24 protein-coding genes and 1 pseudogene are annotated in these 18,669 nt (G+C 73.2%); 13 read left to right on the top strand and 12 right to left on the bottom strand.

Annotation, left to right across the window (positions count from 1 at the left end; translation table 11 throughout):
- The first annotated feature begins 21 nt into the window (after positions 1-21).
- The gene (locus tag ABZ495_RS02680) at positions 22-1,593 is read left to right on the top strand and encodes an MFS transporter (protein ID WP_359805260.1); all 1,572 of its coding nucleotides are present in this window, start codon (positions 22-24) and stop codon (positions 1,591-1,593) included.
- 194 nt (positions 1,594-1,787) lie between these two features.
- Here ABZ495_RS02680 and ABZ495_RS02675 read toward each other — a convergent pair whose 3' ends face one another.
- Entirely contained in the window at positions 1,788-2,645 is an 858-nt protein-coding gene (locus ABZ495_RS02675) for a DUF3626 domain-containing protein (protein ID WP_359834095.1), read from the bottom strand.
- Between the two features lie 145 nt (positions 2,646-2,790).
- Here ABZ495_RS02675 and ABZ495_RS02670 point away from each other — a divergent pair, with 145 nt between their 5' ends.
- The 3 genes from ABZ495_RS02670 to ABZ495_RS02660 all read left to right on the top strand — a co-directional run bounded on the left by ABZ495_RS02670 (position 2,791) and on the right by ABZ495_RS02660 (position 4,431).
- Positions 2,791-3,186, top strand: a complete 396-nt coding sequence (locus ABZ495_RS02670; protein WP_359834092.1) for a DUF202 domain-containing protein — start codon at positions 2,791-2,793, stop codon at positions 3,184-3,186.
- Between the two features lie 180 nt (positions 3,187-3,366).
- A complete protein-coding gene (gene tatA / locus ABZ495_RS02665) occupies positions 3,367-3,687 on the top strand; it encodes a Sec-independent protein translocase subunit TatA (protein ID WP_359805265.1) in 321 nt (106 codons plus the stop codon).
- A gap of 129 nt (positions 3,688-3,816) precedes the next feature.
- Positions 3,817-4,431 (top strand): potassium channel family protein, encoded by a 615-nt coding sequence (locus tag ABZ495_RS02660; protein ID WP_359834090.1) that lies wholly within the window; start codon positions 3,817-3,819, stop codon positions 4,429-4,431.
- 17 nt (positions 4,432-4,448) lie between these two features.
- Here ABZ495_RS02660 and ABZ495_RS02655 read toward each other — a convergent pair whose 3' ends face one another.
- From ABZ495_RS02655 to ABZ495_RS02640, 4 genes are all read right to left on the bottom strand, one after another.
- The gene (locus tag ABZ495_RS02655; RefSeq protein WP_359805269.1) at positions 4,449-4,817 is read right to left on the bottom strand and encodes a VOC family protein; all 369 of its coding nucleotides are present in this window, start codon (positions 4,815-4,817) and stop codon (positions 4,449-4,451) included.
- Positions 4,818-4,919: 102 nt separating this feature from the next.
- Entirely contained in the window at positions 4,920-5,207 is a 288-nt protein-coding gene (locus tag ABZ495_RS02650) for a hypothetical protein (RefSeq protein WP_359812389.1), read from the bottom strand.
- Positions 5,204-5,443, bottom strand: coding sequence for a hypothetical protein (locus ABZ495_RS02645; protein ID WP_359834089.1), 240 nt, complete (start codon positions 5,441-5,443; stop codon positions 5,204-5,206). Before ABZ495_RS02645 ends, ABZ495_RS02650 begins: the two co-directional genes overlap by 4 nt.
- A 37-nt stretch (positions 5,444-5,480) precedes the next feature.
- The gene (locus tag ABZ495_RS02640) at positions 5,481-5,855 is read right to left on the bottom strand and encodes an ATP-binding protein (protein WP_359834087.1); all 375 of its coding nucleotides are present in this window, start codon (positions 5,853-5,855) and stop codon (positions 5,481-5,483) included.
- Between the two features lie 325 nt (positions 5,856-6,180).
- Here ABZ495_RS02640 and ABZ495_RS02635 point away from each other — a divergent pair, with 325 nt between their 5' ends.
- The 5 genes from ABZ495_RS02635 to ABZ495_RS02615 all read left to right on the top strand — a co-directional run bounded on the left by ABZ495_RS02635 (position 6,181) and on the right by ABZ495_RS02615 (position 8,259).
- Positions 6,181-7,047, top strand: a complete 867-nt coding sequence (locus ABZ495_RS02635) for a helix-turn-helix transcriptional regulator (RefSeq protein WP_359834085.1) — start codon at positions 6,181-6,183, stop codon at positions 7,045-7,047.
- On the top strand, positions 7,040-7,243 hold the full coding sequence (locus ABZ495_RS02630) for a DUF397 domain-containing protein (protein WP_359834083.1): 204 nt from the start codon (positions 7,040-7,042) through the stop codon (positions 7,241-7,243). Before ABZ495_RS02635 ends, ABZ495_RS02630 begins: the two co-directional genes overlap by 8 nt.
- Before the next feature lie 136 nt (positions 7,244-7,379).
- Positions 7,380-7,604, top strand: coding sequence for a DUF6879 family protein (locus ABZ495_RS02625; protein WP_359834081.1), 225 nt, complete (start codon positions 7,380-7,382; stop codon positions 7,602-7,604).
- Positions 7,601-7,921, top strand: coding sequence for a DUF6879 family protein (locus ABZ495_RS02620; RefSeq protein ID WP_359834080.1), 321 nt, complete (start codon positions 7,601-7,603; stop codon positions 7,919-7,921). The genes ABZ495_RS02625 and ABZ495_RS02620 overlap by 4 nt, the downstream gene beginning before the upstream one ends.
- 134 nt (positions 7,922-8,055) lie before the next feature.
- Entirely contained in the window at positions 8,056-8,259 is a 204-nt protein-coding gene (locus ABZ495_RS02615; RefSeq protein ID WP_359834078.1) for a DUF397 domain-containing protein, read from the top strand.
- A 20-nt stretch (positions 8,260-8,279) separates the two neighbouring features.
- Here ABZ495_RS02615 and ABZ495_RS02610 read toward each other — a convergent pair.
- A pseudogene (locus tag ABZ495_RS02610) lies at positions 8,280-8,387 on the bottom strand (transcriptional regulator); the annotation flags it as partial.
- Positions 8,384-9,139: a DUF6879 family protein gene (locus tag ABZ495_RS02605; protein ID WP_359834075.1), complete on the bottom strand. Its 756-nt coding sequence runs from the start codon at positions 9,137-9,139 to the stop codon at positions 8,384-8,386. The pseudogene ABZ495_RS02610 and the gene ABZ495_RS02605, both read right to left, overlap by 4 nt.
- Positions 9,140-9,467: 328 nt before the next feature.
- Between ABZ495_RS02605 and ABZ495_RS02600 the strand changes: the two genes are divergently transcribed.
- Both ABZ495_RS02600 and ABZ495_RS02595 read left to right on the top strand, forming a co-directional pair.
- The gene (locus ABZ495_RS02600) at positions 9,468-9,629 is read left to right on the top strand and encodes a hypothetical protein (protein WP_329488453.1); all 162 of its coding nucleotides are present in this window, start codon (positions 9,468-9,470) and stop codon (positions 9,627-9,629) included.
- 3 nt (positions 9,630-9,632) lie between these two features.
- The gene (locus tag ABZ495_RS02595) at positions 9,633-10,829 is read left to right on the top strand and encodes a methyltransferase domain-containing protein (protein ID WP_359804169.1); all 1,197 of its coding nucleotides are present in this window, start codon (positions 9,633-9,635) and stop codon (positions 10,827-10,829) included.
- 40 nt (positions 10,830-10,869) lie between these two features.
- Here ABZ495_RS02595 and ABZ495_RS02590 read toward each other — a convergent pair whose 3' ends face one another.
- The 5 genes from ABZ495_RS02590 to ABZ495_RS02570 all read right to left on the bottom strand — a co-directional run bounded on the left by ABZ495_RS02590 (position 10,870) and on the right by ABZ495_RS02570 (position 16,959).
- Positions 10,870-12,246 carry an FAD-dependent oxidoreductase gene (locus ABZ495_RS02590; protein ID WP_359834073.1) on the bottom strand — a complete coding sequence of 459 codons (1,377 nt, stop codon included), beginning with the start codon at positions 12,244-12,246 and terminating at the stop codon, positions 10,870-10,872.
- A gap of 140 nt (positions 12,247-12,386) precedes the next feature.
- Entirely contained in the window at positions 12,387-13,904 is a 1,518-nt protein-coding gene (locus ABZ495_RS02585) for a protein kinase (RefSeq protein WP_359804167.1), read from the bottom strand.
- Positions 13,905-14,247: 343 nt separating this feature from the next.
- Entirely contained in the window at positions 14,248-14,853 is a 606-nt protein-coding gene (locus ABZ495_RS02580; RefSeq protein WP_359834071.1) for a hypothetical protein, read from the bottom strand.
- A 283-nt stretch (positions 14,854-15,136) separates the two neighbouring features.
- Positions 15,137-16,165, bottom strand: coding sequence for a hypothetical protein (locus ABZ495_RS02575; RefSeq protein ID WP_359834070.1), 1,029 nt, complete (start codon positions 16,163-16,165; stop codon positions 15,137-15,139).
- Entirely contained in the window at positions 16,162-16,959 is a 798-nt protein-coding gene (locus tag ABZ495_RS02570) for an RNA polymerase sigma factor (RefSeq protein WP_359804184.1), read from the bottom strand. The genes ABZ495_RS02575 and ABZ495_RS02570 overlap by 4 nt, the downstream gene beginning before the upstream one ends.
- Positions 16,960-17,135: 176 nt before the next feature.
- Between ABZ495_RS02570 and ABZ495_RS02565 the strand changes: the two genes are divergently transcribed.
- Positions 17,136-17,663, top strand: coding sequence for a hypothetical protein (locus tag ABZ495_RS02565; RefSeq protein ID WP_359834067.1), 528 nt, complete (start codon positions 17,136-17,138; stop codon positions 17,661-17,663).
- 160 nt (positions 17,664-17,823) lie between these two features.
- Entirely contained in the window at positions 17,824-18,531 is a 708-nt protein-coding gene (locus ABZ495_RS02560) for a VC0807 family protein (RefSeq protein ID WP_359834066.1), read from the top strand.
- Positions 18,532-18,669 lie beyond the last annotated feature (138 nt).

The raw sequence follows: 18,669 nt of genomic DNA, 5'->3' as shown, positions 1-18,669 counted from the left end.
CACGCCCGTACCGTCTTCCCCATGACCGCAACCACCGGCCGCGCAGGCCGTCGCGAATGGATCGGCCTGGCCGTCCTCCTGCTCCCCACGCTCGTCCTGACCATGGACATGGGCGTGCTCTTCTTCGCCGTCCCGTACATCTCCACCACGCTTGCGCCGAGCGGCACCCAGCAGCTGTGGATCATGGACATGTACTCGTTCCTGCTGGCCGGGCTGCTGATCACGATGGGCTCGCTGGGCGACCGGATCGGCCGGCGCCGGCTGCTGATGATCGGCGCCGCCGGCTTCATCGGGGCCTCGGTCCTGGCCGCCTACGCCGACGGCGCGGGCCAGCTGATCGCCGCCCGCGCCGTGCTCGGCGCCGCCGGGGCGACCGTGATGCCCTCGACCCTCGCGCTGATCCGGAACATGTTCCACGACCCCAAGCAGCGGCAGCTCGCCCTCGGCGCCTGGGGCGGCGTCCTCACCACCGGGGCCACGCTCGGCCCGGTCGTCGGCGGGTTCCTGCTGGCCCACTTCTGGTGGGGTTCGGTCTTCCTGGTCGCCGTCCCCGTGATGGCCCTGCTGCTGGTCGTGGCCCCCTTCCTGCTGCCCGAGTACCGCTCCCCGCAGCAGGGCGGCTTCGACCTGCTCGGCGCCGGCCTCTCGCTGGCCTCGATCCTGCCGCTGGTCTACGGCGTCAAGACCCTCGCGGTGGACGGCTGGAGCCCGCTCGCCGCCGCGGCCGTCCCGGTCGGGCTGGTCTTCGCCGCCCTCTTCGTCCTCCGCCAGCGCACCGCCGCCGCCCCGCTGCTCGACCTGAGCCTGTTCAGGATCCGCGCCTTCACCGGGGCGATCAGCGTCAACATGGTCGCGATGTTCGCGATGATGGGCTTCACCCTCTTCACCTCGCAGTACCTGCAGCTGGTCAAGGGCATGAGCCCGCTGACGGCCTCGCTCTGGTCGCTCGTCCCCAGCGTCGGCGTCGGTGCGGCGGTCGGGCTGGGCGCGGCGCTCGCCGGGAAGGTCCGGCCGGCGGTGCTGATGGCCGGCGGCTTCCTGATCGGCGCGGCCGGCTTCGCGATGATGACCCAGGTCGGCGCCGACTCGCCGCTCGCCCTCATCCTCACCGCGGCGGGGGTCCTGGCCGCCGGCACCGTCGGCACCATGACGCTCACCGCCGAGATGGTCGTCTCCGCCGCACCGATCGAGCGGGCCGGTACCGCCTCCGCCACCTCCGAGACGGCGGTCGAACTCGGCAGCTCGCTCGGCATCGCCCTGCTCGGTGCGGCCGGCGCCGCGGTCTACCGGTCTCGGCTGGACGGCGCCCTCCCCGCCGGGATCGACGGCGAGGCCGCCCGCACCGCCCAGGACACCCTCGGTGGCGCGGTCACCGTCGCCGCCCGGCTGCCCGGCCGCCTCGGCACCGAGCTGCTCGACACCGCCCGGGCCGCCTTCACCGACGGCCTGCACGTGGCCGCCCTGGTCGGCCTGGTCTTCGCGGTCGGCGCCGCCCTCCTCGCCTACCGCCTGATGTCCCACCTCCCCGCCCGGCCGGCCACGGACGACACCGAGGGTGTCGACCGAAAGGGCGCCGAGCCCGCCACCGTCTGAGCGAAGAAGCTGATCGGAGCAGTCCGCCCCCGCGCGTCATCAAGAGCCCCCGCCCCCGGGCGGGGGCTCTCGCCCGTAGGCGGCCACCCGGCGGGGGCTACCTGCCGGCCCGTCGGGACGCCGACCCCACCGGGGCCGCGTCACCGGGAGCAGACGTCACGGGGCCGACGCCACGGGGGGCGCAGGCCGACCGGCTACTCGACGGGTGAGCCGAAGCGCGCCAGGTAGTGCCAGACCCGCTTGAGGGCCTGCGGATCGTGCCGGCCGGTGCGGACGGCGTCACCGATGACGCGCGGGTCGAGCAGCCCGTCCTCGGCGATCGCGAGGCCGAGGGCGACGAACTCGGCCCCCCGGTAGTCGGGGTGGCGGCTCAGCTCCTCGGTCGACAGCCGCAGGCCGGGGTGCCAGGCGAGCGGGCACGGCAGCCGGCGGGCCCGCTCCTCGACCGCGGTGCCCCGGTAGCTCGGGTCCAGCACCACCGCCTCCACGTCCCCGTCGAGCCGGACCGGCCCGTGCACCTGGGCCTCGATGTAGTCGTCCAGCTCGTCCGCGTCGTCGGCCTCGGCGAGGGCGATCAGGGCCATCCGGTCGGCGGTGCCGAAGTCGGACGGGTCGAGGTAGCTGTCCGGGTAGCAGAAGGTGGCCCGGGCGAGGGCGTGCGGGGCGAGCCGGAGATGGGCCGAGCCGAAGCGCGGCGCCGCGCCGACGGGCTTGCGCCGGTAGTCCAGCGCCCCGTACACCGGGCGCTCCTCCGCCGGGGCCTCGTCGTAGGCGCCGCCGAAGATCCGGCTCTCCCAGCGCCAGCGGTCACCGCCGGGGTGGGCGGTCAGCCCGCCGTTGCCGGTACCGGTGACGAACTGGGAGCGGTAGACGCCGTCCTGGGCGAGCGCCTCCAGGATGTCCCGGCCGCCGTCGGCCCGGTCGGGGTGGAAGTTGAGGGTGATGCGCAGTCCGGCGGCGAGCGGGCCGCCGGTGGCGAGCGCCGTGACGTGCCGCAGGGCTCGTTCCTGGGCGGGGCTGGGGGTCGCGGGGCCGGCCGTGTCGATGCTCATCGCGGCAGTCTGGCCGAGGCCGGCCGCCCTCCGCACCCGAGTTCCCGCCGGCCGGGCGGCCCGCCCGGCCCTGAGCTGCGGGGCCGGGCACGCCAGGGCAGCCTGGGGTTCGACGGGAACACTCGGGAGAGCGGCGGGAGGGCCGATGCCGGAGGCGGAGCCGGGGCCGGGGCCGGGGCCGGAAGCGGACGGCGCGCGGTCGCCGGGCGGTGGCGAGCCGGACTACCGGTTCTCGCTGGCCAACGAACGGACCTTCCTCGCCTGGATCCGGACGGCACTCGGCCTGCTCGCGGGCGGCATCGCCGTCGACCAGCTGACCCCCGACGTCGCCCCCGCGCCGCTGCGGATCGCCCTGGCCGTGATCTGCGCCCTCGGCGGAGCGGTGCTCGGTGCCACCGCGTACCGGCGGTGGATCCGGGTCGAGGCGGCGATCCGCGCCGGGGCGCCGCTGCCGGGCACCCGGGTCCTGCTGGTGCTGTCCGTCGGGGTGGCGCTGGTGGCGGCGGTGTTCTGCGGCCTCATCATCGGATACGCCAATTGACCCGGTGGCCGGAATTCACCGCGCGGCCTGCGACTAATCGCCATCCGCCTGGTCAACACCTGGTTTTTGACCAGCGTTTCCCGACCGGTGTATACGTTCGCCTCCGCGGCCATGCATACTGGCCAGGTCGGGCGCTTTGCCCACCCGTGACTCTAGACAAGAAGGGACCGGTGGCCGGGGATGCTGCGGAACGGTCTTGAGCCCTGGCACCTCCTGGTGGTGCTGGCTGTCGTAATCCTGCTGTTCGGATCGAAGAAGCTGCCGGAGATGGCCCGTGGCCTCGGCAAGTCGATGCGCATCCTGAAGGCGGAGACCAAGGCGCTGCGCGAGGACGAGGCTCCGGCCGCGGACGCCGCTGCCGCCCCCGCGCCGGGTACGGCGCAGAGCACCGCTGCTCCGCAGGCGCAGACCGCGCCGCAGCAGCCGGTGGCCCCGCAGGTGGTCGCGCCGACCAACGTGACCAAGGCCACCGAGACCCCCCGGGCCACGACCACCGCCTGAGGTTTCTCCGACCGAGCCCCCACCGGCAACGGTGGGGGCTTCGTCGTGTCCGGGCCCCGCCCTGGCCGGCCGGTCCGTTCGGAGCAGCCCGGCGAGCGGGACCGGTGGCACTGCGACAGGCTGAGCGGGATGTCCGCGACCCCGACCCCCCTCGCCCAGGAGCACCGCGTCGACGTGCGGGCCTGGTTCCTGCTGCTCGGCTCGTTCGCCGTGCTGATGCTCGCGTACTTCACGCTGCCGCTGCGCTACTTCGGCGAACGCCGCCCGGTCCTCAGCTGGCTCGTGTTCGCCGGTGTCCTGACCCTGCTGAGCGGCCTGCTGCTGGGCCGGGTCCTCGACCTGCTGCGCGGGACGGGCCGACGGCCGGGGCTGTGGCTGGTCGTGCTGATCTGCCTGTCGATGAACGTCTTCGCGGGCACGTACTACGTGCTGGCCGCCTCGGTGGGCGAGTTCGACGGCCTGCACACCCGGCTCGACGCGCTCTACTTCACCGTCGTCACGATGGCCACCGTCGGCTACGGCGACATCACGGCGGCCGGGCAGGGGCCCCGGCTGGTGGTGATCCTGCAGATCGTCTACAACTTCGTCTTCCTCGCGACCGCCGCCGGGACACTGACGCAGCGGCTCCGCACCGGGTTGGAGAGCCGGATCCCCCGGGCGCAGGGCGGGGAGCACCGGCACGGCCTCCCCCGCCGCCGTCACCGGGCGGAGGAGCAGGACGAACACGACGAGCGGGGCGACTGACGGAGCCCGACCGGCCGTCAGCCGTGGGTGGTGTCGATCACGCAGAACCGGTTGCCGTCGGGATCTGCGAGGACGACGAAGTCCGGGTCCTCGGGGTAGCTGTCCCAGTCGACCGAGCTGGCTCCGAGGGCGAGCAGCCGCTCGATCTCGGCCGCCTGCTCGGCGGCGTCCGCCGTGTACAGGTCGAGGTGGACGCGGGGGTGCTCCTGGAGGGGCGATCCGCTGAGGCCGAGTGCCAGTTGCACGCCCGGCCCCTCGGCGGGTTCCAGGACGGCCCAGTGGTCCTCGACCTCGTCACGGGCCGCGTAGCCCAGCGCCTCCGTCCAGAAGTCGACGGCCCGCCGCACGTCCGCGACACCCAACACGATGGATCCGATGGTCAACATGGGCCCGATTCTGCCCGGTCGCGAGCTCCGGCCACCGGGAATTCCACCCGGGTCGCCCGGAGCGACGGGCGGATGGCCCATCACCCCGGCGCGGGCGTCCGGTCAGTGCGGTTGGGCGTGGCGTGCGGGTTTCTTCGGTGGGGTGCGGTGGTGGGTTTCGGGGCCGTAGTGGCCGGCCTGGCGGGCGATCCAGGCGTATTCGTGGGTGCCGTCGGGGCGGGTGCGCAGTTCCCAGCGGCCGTGGGGGGTGATGGGTGGGGGCGGGGGCGGTTGGGGGTGGTGGTTGATTTTGAGGGTGGTGAGGACGCCGAGGGCGACGGTGGTGAGGGCGAGGGCGAGGAGGGTGAGGAGGGCCGCGCCGACGAGGAGGTTGGCGGTGCCGGTTCTCATCGGCGGATCCGCAGGGCGCGGTGGCCGAGGTGGGCGGCGAGGTCGTGGAGGAGTTCGTGGGCCTGGTCGTGGGTGAGGGGGAGGGCGAGGTGTTCGCCGGGGCCGGTGTGGATGTCGAGGTCGACGGCGAGGCGGAGCTGGACGGTGGCGTCGGGGGCGTGTTCGACGCTGAGGTAGGCGACGGTGGTGCGTTCGGTGTGGATCGCTTCGGTGACGAGGGGGATCAGGACTCCCACGGCTCGTTCCTCTCGGTGTCGGGTCGGGGGGTGGTGGTCACGCGGCGGCGTCCAGTTCGAACCAGACGCGTTTGCCGTGCTTGCGGGGGTCGGTGCCGAAGCGGTGGGTGAGGGAGCGGACGAGGTGCAGGCCCCGGCCGGAGAGGGCGTAGGGGTCGGCGGGGGTGCGGGGCTCGGGGAGGTGGGGGTTGTCGTCGGCGACGGAGACGCGCAGGGTGTGGTCGCGCAGCAGGACGACGACGAGCGGGGCGGGGCTGCCACCGTGGCGCCAGGCGTTGATGTAGAGCTCGCAGAGGGCGAGTTCGGCGTCGTGGATGAGGTCGTCGGGCCAGCCGGCGAGGTCGAGGGCCTCGCGCAGCTCCTCGCGGGCGGCGGACCAGTCGGGCGGTTCGGGCAGGGTGAAGGCACACATGAGGGACCTCCGAAGAGAGGCGGAGTGGAGTGGGTGTGGTGGAACCGGCGGATACGTCGCCGTGAGCCAGGCCGGGACGGGACTGGGAGTGCCGCGTACGGCTGCTCTGCGGTGCGCGGGCAGCAGGCGCCTACTGCCCTGGGAACAGGCGTTACTGACGATCCATCGGATCGATGTGAGACGACCGTAGCGCATCACTGGGTCAACTTTTACCCAGAATCAAGATGTTCCCTCTACCGTGTTAACAACCGCCTGACCGCTGCCCAGATGGACCGACCAGCAAGCGGCGCGGCAAACTTGGAACGATCCCGCCCGAAAGGACGTCATGGCTGCACGCACGAACCCCACGCTCCGCCAGCGACGCCTGGGCGCAGAGCTGCGACGGATGCGAGAGCAAGCCGGGTTTGGCGGCAGCCAGCTCGGCCGCGCCGTCGGAATGAGCCCAGCGCAGGTCACGCAGATGGAGGCCGGGAAGATCGGCATCAGCGTGGACCGGCTGCGCACCATCGCTGCAACGTGCATGTGCATCAACGATTCACTGATCGATGCCCTCGCCGACATGATCACGGAACGCGCAAAGGTCGGTTGGTGGGAAGAGTACAGAGGCACTCTGGCCGCGGACTTCCTTGACGTCGCGGAGTTCGAAAGCCAGGCAACGAAGCTGTCCACCTACACGATGACGTTCATCCCTGGACTACTTCAAACCGGCTCATACGCCTCCGCCGTCTTCGCGCAGACCTTTCCGCCGCTTCCTCGCCATGAGGTCGATCTCCGGACAGCCTTCCGCATGCAGCGCCAACGCGCCATCCGATCCGGCTCCGTGCCCTACTCCGCATTCGTCCACGAAGCCGCACTGCGCATGCAGTTCAGCGGGCCGATTGTCCTTGCCGAACAGCTCGGCGCCCTCATCGAGGACTCCGAGCAACCGAGCATCTCGGTGCGAGTAGTGCCGTTCGACATCGCTGCCATGCCCAGCTCCAGTGACAACTTCACCTACGCCGAGGGTCCGATTCCCGAGCTCGACGGAGCGCAGACTGACACGGGTCTTGGTTGTCGACTCTTCGATGCCCCGGCCCACATGGCAAGGTTCCGATCCCTGCTCGCCCAGATCGCGTCGGCTGCCCTCTCCGAAGAGGAATCCCGAGACTTCGTGCGATCCATCAAGAAGGAAATGGAAAGCAAGCGTGGCTAGTACCGTGTGGCAGAAGTCCAGCTACTCAAGCGCAAACGATGAATGCGTCGAAGTGCGTGCCCTGGACGGACTGGTCGAACTCCGCGAGTCCGACACGGGCGCCGTCATCGTCCGCACCACCCCCCTCAAGTTCGCCAAGTTCCTCCAGGGCGTCAAGGCCGGCGAGTTCGACCACCTCACCGACCTCACGACCTGACCCGATCGGCGGCCCTCGCTCAACCGAGCGAGGGCCGCCGATCCACACCCGCCCCCAACTTCGCGAAACAGCCCTCACCAGGGCGCACTTCGAAGGCATCCTGGTCCCGTCGGTCCGACGACGAGGGGAGCATGTTGTGGGAGCGCTGATCGGCTTCGACGAGTTCGATGGCATGTTTGAGAGCCTTCAGCACAGCGCCTTCCGGCTGGAGACCCGCCGCCGGTACCGCTCGGACGAGCAGACCGAGACCTACCGGCGTTTCGCCGCCGGACAGGCACCCGGCTGGGACTTGGACGACCCGACCCCTGGTGCCGTTCGCGCCGCGAACAGGCGGCCCTGGGCAAGCGTTTCGAGCGAGTGAGGATCATGGACAACCCTCCGACCCTCGGGCAGCGGTACCTCCTCGACAATGCCGAACGGAACGGCGCCGTCGGCGAGGACATCCGCTACCTCTGGCGCGCCGACGCCGACCGCCTGAGCCTTCCGAACGAGGACGCTTGGCTGTTCGACTCCCGTGTGATCGCCCTGCTGCGTTTCGACGCCGATGACGACCTCATCGGCGTCGAGCTGATCAACGACCCTGTTCAGGTTGCCCGCGCCTGCCAGGTGCGGGATGCCGCCTGGCGTTTCGCCACTCCACACCGCGAGTTCAGCGCCGCAGGGGCCTACGGCGAGTGAGCACGGGATTTCAACCGGCTCGAAAGCCGGCAAACTACCGGGAGATCCTTGCCCGTATGGCATCCGTGGCCCTCCTTTCGGAGGAAGACTCATGGGACTTCTCCGACCCGTTGTGAATGAGGTAGAGAGCAAACATGGATAGCTTCGTTTGGCAAACGTCCAGCTATTCCGGCGCGAATGCCGACTGTCTCGAAGCCCGCGCAGTCGACGGACTGATCGAACTCCGCGAGTCCGACGACGGCGAGATCATCGTCCGCACCACCCCGCTCAAGTTCGCCAAGTTCCTCCAGGGCATCAAGGCCGGCGAGTTCGACCACCTCACCGACCCCGCGGTCTGACCCAATCGGCGGCCCTCGGTCCAGCCCGGTCGTGCGGCCAGGGCGCGTCCCGACAGGCCGCTCCTGGTGCGGAGTTCACGCATCCGGGCACCGAGAGCGAGCCGTGCCTGCTGATAGTCGGTGCTCACATGCCGGAAGGTACCTGAGCCCGGAACCGCGCGTAGCGCGTTGCGTGGTGCCAGGCGGCATCGCGAGTCTGGCAGGCTCGCAGGACCTCCAGCGGGTCAGTGACCAGCTCCATCCCTACGGTGCGCTCTCCTTCGAAGTGGAAGCGCGCGACCGTGCGGGAGTCGAAGAGCCAGAAATCCGACAGCCCTGCCATTCCCGCCTCTGCCGCGTCCGAGCGCCACATGTACCGGATGTCTTCGCCGGCCGCCACGTTGGTCCGGGCGCACGCCAACAGATACCGCTGCCCCTCGGTCGGCGGATCATCCACCAGACGGACCCGCTCGAACCTCTTGCCCTTGTCCACCATGCGGCGCACGTTCTCGAACCAGGGGTGCCCGACCTCACCAGCCGTGTCACCGGTACGAAGGAACTCGTCGTAGGAGGGCATCTGCTTGTCGGAGAGGTAGCCGGTCCGTGTCTCCAGTCGCCACGCGGTGTGCTCGAATCCGTCGTTGATGAACTCGGTGATCCTCTGCTGAGGCACGAACTCCGGCACTGACGTTGCCTCCTTCGGTGCGAACCTCACGAGCAGCTCGCGGGGGACGACGACGAAGCCCTCATCGTCCCTCACGTACTTGAGTTGCCTCACGTCCTCGGGGTCCGTCACGGCGTACCCCTGCACGACCACTTCACCAGTGTCCACATCCTCGTACAGCGTCGGGCAGTCACCAACTCCCGACGTGCTCCCGATGACCCGCAGTCGCCTTGCCATGGCCGTTCCTCTCGCCGAGAGACAGGAAGGTCCCATGATCGGCGCCAGCCGGGAATCCGGCAGCGGTGATTCTCGAATATTCTCGGGTGCTGAAGGGACTGCCCCGAAGGCCCCGGGGGAATCCGCGCGAACCTCGGGCACCGCGTCTGGAATATCTGCGAATCACCCACCCACCAGCGGCTTCGTGCACCTAGCGTGCTTGTCATTGGCGTCGATCATTGACGCCCCTTGTTCGCCCCCGTCCCGGTCACACCGGGACGGGGGCGAACAAGACGCAGGCCGGGTCGGGGGCTCCCCCCGGCCCGAGGTGACGACGGAGGGGCAGCAGGTGGCCATTCCCACGTTCGACGGCAAGCACGGCGGCGGGACCGGTGACGGCAAGGGCGGCGGTCAGCAGGACGACTCCAACAGCGGCAACAAGCACGGCGGCGGCGGGTCGTCCGAGGGTGGGAACTCCTCGGACGGCAAGGGCCCGGCGGACGGTAAGTAGCCGGTGACCGGGAAGCACGAAGCGGAGGCCGGTCGGGCCCGGCTGGCCTCCGCGCTCATCGCGAACGGGTCGCTCACCACGGACTGGCTGGCGTCGTACGACGCCGTTCCCCGTCACCTCTTCGTCCCGGACACGATCTGGCCCGGTCGGGCCGACGGCGTCCGCCAGGGCCGGGCCGTCCACCGGGACACCGACCCGGCGGCCTGGTGGGAGGCCGTCCACTCGGACGTGCCGCTCACCACCCAGTGGGACGACGGTGAGCACACCGGGGACGACGTGGGCACCATGCCCACGTCGTCCAACTCCATGCCCACCATGGTCTTTTCGATGCTCGCCACCCTGGACGTCGAGGACGGCCACCGGATCCTGGAGATCGGCACCGGCACCGGGTGGAACGCCGCCCTGCTGGCCCACCGGGTCGGTTCCGGGAACGTCGTCAGCGTCGAAGTGGACCGGGTCAGCGCGGCCGCCGCCGAACGCCGTCTCGCCCGCGCCGGGTACACCCCGCGCCTCGTCGTCGGTGACGGCGCCGAGGGCCATCCGGAGGCGGCGCCGTACGACCGGGTAATCGCCACCTGCTCGGTCGGCCGGGTGCCGCACCCGTGGGTGGCACAGGCCCGGCCCGGCGCGGTGATCGTCGCGCCGTGGGGGCCGGAGTACGGCGGTGAGGCGCTCGTACGCCTCACCGCCGCCGACGACGGCACGGCGAGCGGCCGGTTCGTCGGCTCGTCGGCCTTCATGCGGCTGCGCCGGCAGCGGAGCGCCCGGCCGGACAGCCTGGCCTACCTCTCCGGCCCCTGGCCCGCGGACGGCACCGCGTCCACCACCAGCCTGTCTCCCGAGACGGTCGGCGGATGGCTGGAGATGTTCGCCGTCGGCGTCCGACTGCCCGGGGTGTTCCCGCTGACCGAGCGCTACGACGACGGCACGTACACGCTGTGGCTGCACGACACCGCCGTCACCTCGTGGGCGACCGCCGACTGGGAGCCCGGCCGCGCCGCGTACGAGGTCGTGCAGTCCGGGCCCCGGCGACTTTGGGACGAGGTGGCAGCGGCCTGGCAGTGGTGGCGCGACAAGGGCCGACCGGGCTTCGACCGCTTCGGGCTCACGGTGACCCCGTCCGGCCACACCGTGTGGCTGGACGGGCCGGACAACCCGGTGCCGCTCAGACCGGGACCACCGGTGCCGCTCAGTCCGTGACCGCCGACCGGCAGCCGTGCGGGGGGTGTCGGCCCCGCGCTCAGCCCGCTATGAGCGCGTCCCACTGGTCGCGGGTCGGGCCGTCGTGTTCCGGCTCGAAGTCGGGGTTGGCGGCCAGCCAGGCGGTGACGTGGCGGTCCACCTCCTCGGTGGCGTAGGCCTCGTCCGGTCGCGAGACCAGGTGCCGCACCTTGGCGCGGGCCCGCATGACGACCGGGTCCTCGAAGGCGCAGGTGGCCACGGCCGCCGCCCGCCGCTCCGGGGGCGGCGCGCTCTCGGCGAGCCGCTGCTCGTTGGCGCGGTCGGACGCCACCTGCGCGTCGAACCACGGGCGGAGGGCCTCCACCGTCCACGCGTGGTAGCCGGCGGGGTCCGCGACGACCTCGTCGACGTGTCCGGCGAGGTACTGGGCGGCACGCAGGCCCAGGGACACCCCGTGGCCCGAGGTGGGGTTGGTGTGGATGAGGCTGTCCCCCGCGTTGACCAGACCCGTGACGACCGGTCCCTCCGCGTCGGCGAGCGCCGTCCAGCGGTTGTCCAGGCCGGCCATCGCCAGCACGGCCGACTGCGGCTCGGCGTCCAGGTCGAGCCAGGCGGCGCAGGCGGGGAAGCGGCGCGCCACGGCCTCGAACACCTCGGGGTCGGTGAGCGCGCCCCGGGTCGGATCCGCCGTGGAGAGCAGCAGGTTCACCGCGAAGGTGTCGTTGTCGGAGGGGAAGACCCCGGCCAGCGCGAACGACGCGGCCGAGCCGGTCTTCACCCCCCGCCCCGGGTCGCGCGGGCCGTCCGCCCGCAGGCGGTACCAGCGGCACAGGTAGGCGATCCCGGTGCGGTGGCTCTCGACCACCGGCGGCCGGCAGCCCGCCTCCACCAGCCAGGCGGGCACCGGCGAGCGCCGGCCGGCCGCACCGACGACGAGGTCCGCCCCGAAGGTCTCCGCGCCGACCCGCACGCCGGTGACCCGGACGGGCCGCCCCTCCCCGACGGCGAGGCCGCTCACCCGGCGCCCCCGCCGCACCTCCACGGTGGCCTCCCGCCGCACGGCCGCGGTCAGGGCGGCCTCCAGCACGATCCGGCGGGTGCGCAGGGTCACCAGGTCCTCGTCACCGTCCCGGTGCGGCGGGTGCTCGTCGAACCAGTCGAAATCGTGGAACTCCCGGGCCCCGCGCGCCAACAGGTCCTGGTAGACGTCGGGCGCCTCGGCCCGCAGCACGGTGCGCACCGGTGCGAGCAGCGAGTGCGGCTGGACGGCCTGCGGGACCCGCGGCCTGCCCCACTCGAAGAAGTCCTGCTCCAGGTCCGCGCCGGCCTCCCGCGCGTCCTGTTCGTACAAGGTGACCGTGTGACCCCGCCGACCCAGCATCAGCGCCGTCCCCAGCCCGCTGATGCCTCCACCGATCACTGCAACCCGCGCCACTGAGCTCCCCCTCGCGTCGTGTTGCGAAGCGAGCCTACTTCTCGACGATCTTCGATCGAGCACCGGCGTCGGATTCGGCACCGGCTTCGGCACCGGCTTCGGCGGTCACGGCGCGGACGCGGGGCTCCCCGGTCACCGGATCAGTCGCTCTGGTCGTGGTCGTCGGAGCCGTTGAGGGCGGTGATCAGCGTGCTGAGGCGGGTGTTCCAGTTCTGGGCCGTCTGACCGTCGATCGCGTGCTTCTTGGCGAGGTCCCGGACGGTCCGCTGGGCGTTCTTCAGCTCCTGCGCGGCGTCCTCCTCCTTGCCCTGGTTGAGGCGGGCGGCGGCGCCGTCGAGGGTGTGCAGCAGGTCGAGCTGGCGGTCGCGCTCCTTGGTCATCTGGGTCTGCGCCACCGCCCCGCGAAGGGCGTTGAGCTGGACGGCCGGGGCCTGGCCGCGCGGCGGGGTGGTGGCGGCGGCGGGCGTGGCCGACGGGGTCGGGAGCGCCGTCGGGGTGGTGGGCGCGGCCGTGGTCGGCGTGGGCGTCGCGGCGGCCGAGACCGACCGGGTCGGCTTGGGCGGCGGCGCGGCGGTGGGCGTGGCCGGGTCGTCGAAGGCGGTGATCGCGAGCATCGCCGCGCCCGCGACCCCCACCAGGCCCAACGCGCCGAACAGCAGCGGCTTGCGGCGGCTCTCCCGGACGGGCCCCTCGCCGTCCGGCACGGGGGCCATCGCCGGCACCGGCGCCATCACCGAGGTCGCGGCGGGCGCGGGCCGGAACGGGACCGGCGGCAGCAACTGGGTGGCCTGACCGGCCGCACCGGTGGCGAGCAGCTCACTGGTCGGGTCCGAGAAGGCCAGCCCCGGAATCGTCGCCAGCAGCTCGGCGCGCGCGGCCGCGCCGGTGCCGGGCCGGTCGGCCGGGTCCTTGGCGAGCAGGCGCAGCACCGCCGCGTCCAGCGCCGGCGGCACCCCGGCCCGCCGCGCGGACGGCGGCAGCGGCTGCTCGGTGACGTGCTTGAACGCGATCGCCACCGGCGTCTCGGCGGTGAACGGCGGTGCGCCGGTGAGCATCTCGGTCAGCACGCAGCCGACCGCGTACAGGTCGGTGCGCCCGTCCAGCTCGGCGGCGGTGGCCTGCTCGGGCGACAGGTAGGCGGCCGTGCCGAGCACCATCGCCGCCTGGGTGAGGTTGCTGGACGACCCGGCCCGGGCGATGCCGAAGTCGACGACCTTCACCCCGCCGTCGTTGGTGATCATGATGTTGCCGGGCTTGATGTCCCGGTGCACCAGGCCCGCGCCGTGCGCGACCTCCAGCGCCTCGCACACCGCCGCCGCGATGCCGACCGCGCGTTCCACCGGGAGCCCGGGCTGCTGGGCGAGCAGGGTGGCCAGCGAGAGGCCGTGCACCAGCTCCATGACGATGTACGGCGAGCCCTGGTCCACGCCGGAGTCGAAGACCATGACGATCCGCGGGTGCACCAGCATCGCCGCGTGCTGCGCCTCGCGGCTGAACCGCTCGGCGAAGCGCGGGTCGTCGGCGAGGCCTCCGTTGAGGACCTTGACGGCCACCTGACGGCCCAGCACGTGGTCCACGCCCCGCCAGACGGTGGCCATCCCGCCGACGCCGAGTATCTCGACGAGTTCGTACCGTCCGTTAAGCGCCCGTCCGATCACCTGGAACCGCTCCCCTCACGTGCCCTGCCCGGGGCCCCGGACCGCCTCGTGCACGTGTGCACGATAGCCCCCGGCGTCAACGTGCCCGGGCGGAGCGTGCATCGGGCTGCCGTAGCCCGGGGCGTCGTACCCGGGGGCGTCGTACCCGGGGGCCGGGTATCCGGGGGCCTGGTACCCGGAAGGCTGGCGGCCCAGGGCGTCGCCGTACACCGGGGCGTCGTGACGCGGGGCCTCCCGGACCGGGCCCGGGTGTGGGTACGGGCATGGCCCGGGCAGGGCGTTCGGCGCCGGGGCAGGGCGGCCGGCGCCGGGACGGAGCGGGGACGGGGGCGGACGGCCGGGGTCAGGGCGTCGGGGAGGCCTTCCCGGGCTTGCCGCCGCCGTTGCCGGAGTTGCCCGGCGCGTCGGTGGGCCGGCCGTGCCCGGCGGTGGGGGAGGCGGTGACTCCGCCGTTGCCGTTCCCGTTGCCGTTCCCGTTGCCGCTCGGAGCGGCGGGCGCGGGCGACGGTGTGGGACCGGCTGCCGGGGCGGACGGTCGTGCGGTGGTGGCCGCGACCGGGGCGGTGGTCCGGTGGTCGGTCTCCGTGGGCCGCGCCGCAGCGGGCTGCACACTGTCCGGCCCGGCCGTGCCGGTGATCGTCGGCACCGGGGACGACGGTTCGCCGGCCGGCGCGGGCGGGGCGACACTCGGCGGGGCCGGCAGCGGCAGGAAGGACGCGCTGACGGTGGGGCCGCCGAGCACCGTGCCGGCGAGCAGCACCAGGTAGCCGGCGGCCGGCACGGCGAGCAGCAGACCGAGTCGGCGGACCCGCCGCTGGCGGCGGCCGGAGGAGTCCACGAACACCGGGGCGGCGGTGGTCTCGGCGGCCTGCCGGGAAGGGGTGGCGGCCGGGGAACCGGGCAGCGGTTCCCCGGCCGCCGGCTCGTGGTCGTACAAGGTGACGGTCACGGTCGGGTCCAGGTCTGGTCTCGCGGAGTGCAGGTGCGCTGGGTGCGCCCTGCGGCCCGCCCGACTGCGGGGCGGGCGGGCCACAGGGTGCGGCCCTGGCCGGGCCGGCGGCGCGTCCGGGGTGCGCCGTCCGGTCCGGCCGGGGCCGGCCGGGTGGACGGTTGGCACGGGGGAGCCGACCGGCCACCCGGGGTCTGCGGGTGGTGAGGTTGGAGCGGTGGAGCGGTCCGGATGAGCGACGGGCCCGGGGGGTTTCGCCCGCCGCCCATCCGGAGTTCTGGGGTTACCTCCCCGGAGGGGAGTCGGCGGACTGCCCGGAGCGGTCGGGCTTCGGCAGGACGCCGGGGAGCGTCGGCACCGCGGTCGGCAGCGGGCCGGGCCCGCTCCCGCCGCCACCGGAGCCGTTCTTCCCGTCGGCGGTCTTGCCGTCGTCCTTCTTTCCGCCGTCGCGGCCGCCGCCGTCGGCATTGCCGGGGCGGGACGGGGACGGGACGGCCTGACGGTCGTCGTCGTCCTTGTGCCGCAGGACCTCCCCGCAGTACTCGTCCACCTTGTCCGGACCGCCGGCCGCCGCGACCAGCGCGGCGAACTGCGGATCCGTGACCAGCGGGCGTGGGTGCCCACCCTTGCCCTTCCGGTCGGTGTAGCCCTGGCAGAGCGCCACCAGCGCGGCCCTGGCCTGCTGGCCCCTGGTCTCCGTGGAGGCAGAGGGCGAGACGCCCGGCGACGGCGGCTTCGCCGCACCGGTGGACGGACCGGCGGTGGACGCCCCGGCGGACGGCCCGACGGTGGACGGCCCGGTGGAGGGCCGGCGCGTGGACGAACCGCCGCCCGCGGCGGACGAGGCGACCGGGGCGGAGGAGGCCGTGGCGGGCGCCAGCAGCGAAGGCCTCGGCTCCTCGGAACCGCCGCCGAGCGCTGACGGAAGGTTGCCCGTCCCGGCCGCGACCGCCACACCGCCGAGCGCAGTGGCTCCGAGCACGACGGCAACAGCCTTCGTGCTGAAGGCCCTGGCCAGCGCGGCGGTTGCCATCGATCGTCTCCGGACGGGTGCGGATGGAGCGGGAACAGCGGGGACGGGCGCGAGACGGGCCTCCCGGAACGCGGCCAGGGCGGCCTCCTCACCGGCCAGCTCATCCGCCACCGCTGGGGCGGCGGCGGCGGCCAACACGTGGGCAACCCCCGTACGCCCGGTACTGGCATCCGGTCCGGTGAGCGAGGCGTCCTGCCCGGCCGACGGGCCGCCCACGGCACCGCCGAGCAACTGCTCGGCCGTGTCACGGTCGATCCGACGGGATCGGTTGGTGCTCATCTCATGTCCTTCAGCGTCGCGGCCCTGCGTTCTGTCACACCCTGCGGAGGAACTCTTTTCCTGCCATCCTCCGCGCCCTGTCCGACGCCTCCTCCGGCACCCCCCGCCCCGGCCGGTCCGGCAGGCCCTGCCGTTGCCCGGGCCGGCTGCCCGGACGGCCCGGTCGCCGGCCGGTGCGCCGGAATTCCCACACCCGCCGCGAGGGGCTGCTCCAGCAGCTTGGCCAGCCGCTTCAGCCCCCGGTGCGCGGCCATCCGGACGCTGCCGGACTTCTTGCCGAGCACCCGGGCGGCGCTCTCCGCGTCCAGCTCCATCACCACCCGCAGCAGCACCGCCTCGGCCTGGTCGCGCGGCAGCCGGGAGATCAGGGCCAGCGCGTCCGCCGTGCCGACGGCGGCCAGCGCCGCCCCCGCCGTGTCGTCCCCGGCGGCCAGCTCGGCCAGGTACTCGAAGGGCAGGTCGGCCACCGGGCGGCGACGGCGGGCGCGCAGGTGGTCCAGCGCGCGGTTGCGGGCGATGGTGGCGGCCCAGCCGCGGAACCCGTCCCCGTCGCCGGAGAAGGTCCGCAGGTCGCGGGCGATCTGCAGCCAGGCCTCGGAGGCGATGTCCTCGGCGTCCTGCGCGTCCTCGGGCCGGCCGCCGACGAGCACCCGGAGGTAGCGGAGCAGGCCCGGCTGGACGCTCCGGAACAGCAGCCGGAACGCCTCCTCGTCCCCGTCCTGCGCCGCCCGCACGGCCTCGGACAGGTCGACGGCGGTGCCCGGCCCGGCGGGCGGGACCGCGGGCGGCCCCACGGACGCGGTGGACGGCGGGCCGGGCGGCGGGCCGGGCGGGGGGCCGCCGGACACCGGTGCCGGTCCGGACCGGCCGACGGGGTTGTCGGTGCCCGCTCCGGGGCGCTCTGCACTCTGCACCCGCCACATCATGCGCCATTCGCGCCGCCCGGCCGACCCGCCCGGCCCTCCACGACGTGCTCCCGCGCTCCCGCTCCCCCCGCTCGCGGGCCACCGTCTACGCCGCCCCTGCCCTCCGGCACGCCCCGGCGGAGACCGGCGTCGAGACCTGGCGGGCCCGGATCGGCGAGGTGCTGCCGGTCGGCGAGGACGTCTGGTGGGAGGTGCGGCCGGGACCGTGCCGGCGGGTCGCGCTGGACGACTCGATCGCCGCCGTCGACCACTACGGCCTGTCCGAGCTGCGGCGCCGGGCCGAGCGGGACCGCTCCGGCACCGGCGAGACCTGTCTCCGGACACCGCCCGGGCTGAAGCAGGTCAACGCCGTCCTGCCGGCCGTCTCGGTCGCGCGGATCCAGCGCGCCGAGCTGGTCGACAAGGAGCTCGTCCTGACCGGCGCGTGGACCGGGGCGGACACGGTCGCGCGGACCGTCCTCCAAGGCGTCGCCCGCGGGTTCCTCTCCGTCGGGGACGAGCGCTTCCGCGCGGTGCGCTGCGTCGACACGCTCGGCCGACCGCTCTGGCACATCGACCCGCCCACCGACTGAACGCGCAGGTCAACGGCGCTGTCATGGTGCGCGTCGTGACAACTGTCATGCGGATCCCGCAACGGACGACACTGCTCTGACGCAGGGTCGGCTCGGGAGACTGGAGGCACGACGCGGGCACCGGCCCGCAGGCCGAGCACCAGCCAGGGGAGAGCCCATCATGAGCCAGACCGCCACCACCGCCACCACCGGGACCGCCGCCGCCAAGGCCCCGAACCCGCTGGCCGCCACGCTCCGCCCGCTCGCGCTGGACGTGGTGACCCCGCTGGCCGGCTACTACCTGCTGCACTCCGCGTTCGGGATGAGCCAGTTCGCCGCCCTCGCCTGGAGCGGCGCCGTCCCGGCCGTCCGGACGGTCGTCGGCCTGGTCCGCGAGCGGAAGGTCAACCTGTGGGCCTCGATGATGCTCGGCGTGAACGTGATCGGTCTGGCGCTCACCACCGTGACCGGCGACGCGCGGCTGATGCTCGCCAAGGACGGCGCGCTCAGCGGCTCCCTCGCGCTGGCGATCCTGGTCTCCGTCTTCCTCGGCCGGCCGATGATGTCGCCGATGCTGATGCCCTTCCTGACCAAGGGCGACCGGGCCCGCTCCGCCGCCTGGCAGCGGCTGGCCGACGGCCGGGCGGCCCGCTCGCGCTCCTTCCGCCGCTACGAGCGGCTCTTCTCCGGCATCTGGGGCACCGCCCTGCTGACCGAGTGCGTGGCCCGGGTGGTCGGCGCCTTCACCCTGCCGGTCTCGACCATGGCCTGGCTGTCCACCGCCTTCCTGATCGGCGCGATCGCGGCCGGCTCGGTGCTCGGCCACCGTGCCGCCGACCCGATGGAGAAGCTGGTCCGCACCGAGGCCGCCGAGCCGACCGGCCTCTGAACCACCAACCACCGCGCAACGCAAGCACGTTGACCCACCTGATCCACCGCACCCGCACCACCCGTCCGACCCGCTCCACCCCGCCCGCCCCCGACGGCCTGCCGCACAGCAGAGGAACCATCGGGACGGCTCCGGAGT

Origin of the sequence: Kitasatospora sp. NPDC005748 (assembly GCF_040630735.1) — a bacterium.
Lineage (GTDB): Bacteria > Actinomycetota > Actinomycetes > Streptomycetales > Streptomycetaceae > Kitasatospora.
Note: the sequence above shows the minus strand (reverse complement) of the source record. Positions and strands in the feature narration are given on the sequence as shown.

Excerpts from the sequence above, each read along its gene's own strand:
- ABZ495_RS02660 (WP_359834090.1), top strand. The coding sequence starts at position 3,817 with ATGTCCGCGACCCCGACCCCCCTCGCCCAGGAGCACCGCGTCGACGTG.
- ABZ495_RS02640 (WP_359834087.1), bottom strand. The coding sequence starts at position 5,855 with ATGTGTGCCTTCACCCTGCCCGAACCGCCCGACTGGTCCGCCGCCCGC.
- ABZ495_RS02605 (WP_359834075.1), bottom strand. The coding sequence starts at position 9,139 with ATGGCAAGGCGACTGCGGGTCATCGGGAGCACGTCGGGAGTTGGTGAC.
- ABZ495_RS02560 (WP_359834066.1), top strand. The coding sequence starts at position 17,824 with ATGAGCCAGACCGCCACCACCGCCACCACCGGGACCGCCGCCGCCAAG.
- ABZ495_RS02650 (WP_359812389.1), bottom strand. The coding sequence starts at position 5,207 with ATGAGAACCGGCACCGCCAACCTCCTCGTCGGCGCGGCCCTCCTCACC.
- ABZ495_RS02670 (WP_359834092.1), top strand. The coding sequence starts at position 2,791 with ATGCCGGAGGCGGAGCCGGGGCCGGGGCCGGGGCCGGAAGCGGACGGC.
- ABZ495_RS02635 (WP_359834085.1), top strand. The coding sequence starts at position 6,181 with ATGGCTGCACGCACGAACCCCACGCTCCGCCAGCGACGCCTGGGCGCA.
- tatA (WP_359805265.1), top strand. The coding sequence starts at position 3,367 with ATGCTGCGGAACGGTCTTGAGCCCTGGCACCTCCTGGTGGTGCTGGCT.
- ABZ495_RS02680 (WP_359805260.1), top strand. The coding sequence starts at position 22 with ATGACCGCAACCACCGGCCGCGCAGGCCGTCGCGAATGGATCGGCCTG.
- ABZ495_RS02615 (WP_359834078.1), top strand. The coding sequence starts at position 8,056 with ATGGATAGCTTCGTTTGGCAAACGTCCAGCTATTCCGGCGCGAATGCC.
- ABZ495_RS02575 (WP_359834070.1), bottom strand. The coding sequence starts at position 16,165 with ATGAGCACCAACCGATCCCGTCGGATCGACCGTGACACGGCCGAGCAG.
- ABZ495_RS02675 (WP_359834095.1), bottom strand. The coding sequence starts at position 2,645 with ATGAGCATCGACACGGCCGGCCCCGCGACCCCCAGCCCCGCCCAGGAA.
- ABZ495_RS02655 (WP_359805269.1), bottom strand. The coding sequence starts at position 4,817 with ATGTTGACCATCGGATCCATCGTGTTGGGTGTCGCGGACGTGCGGCGG.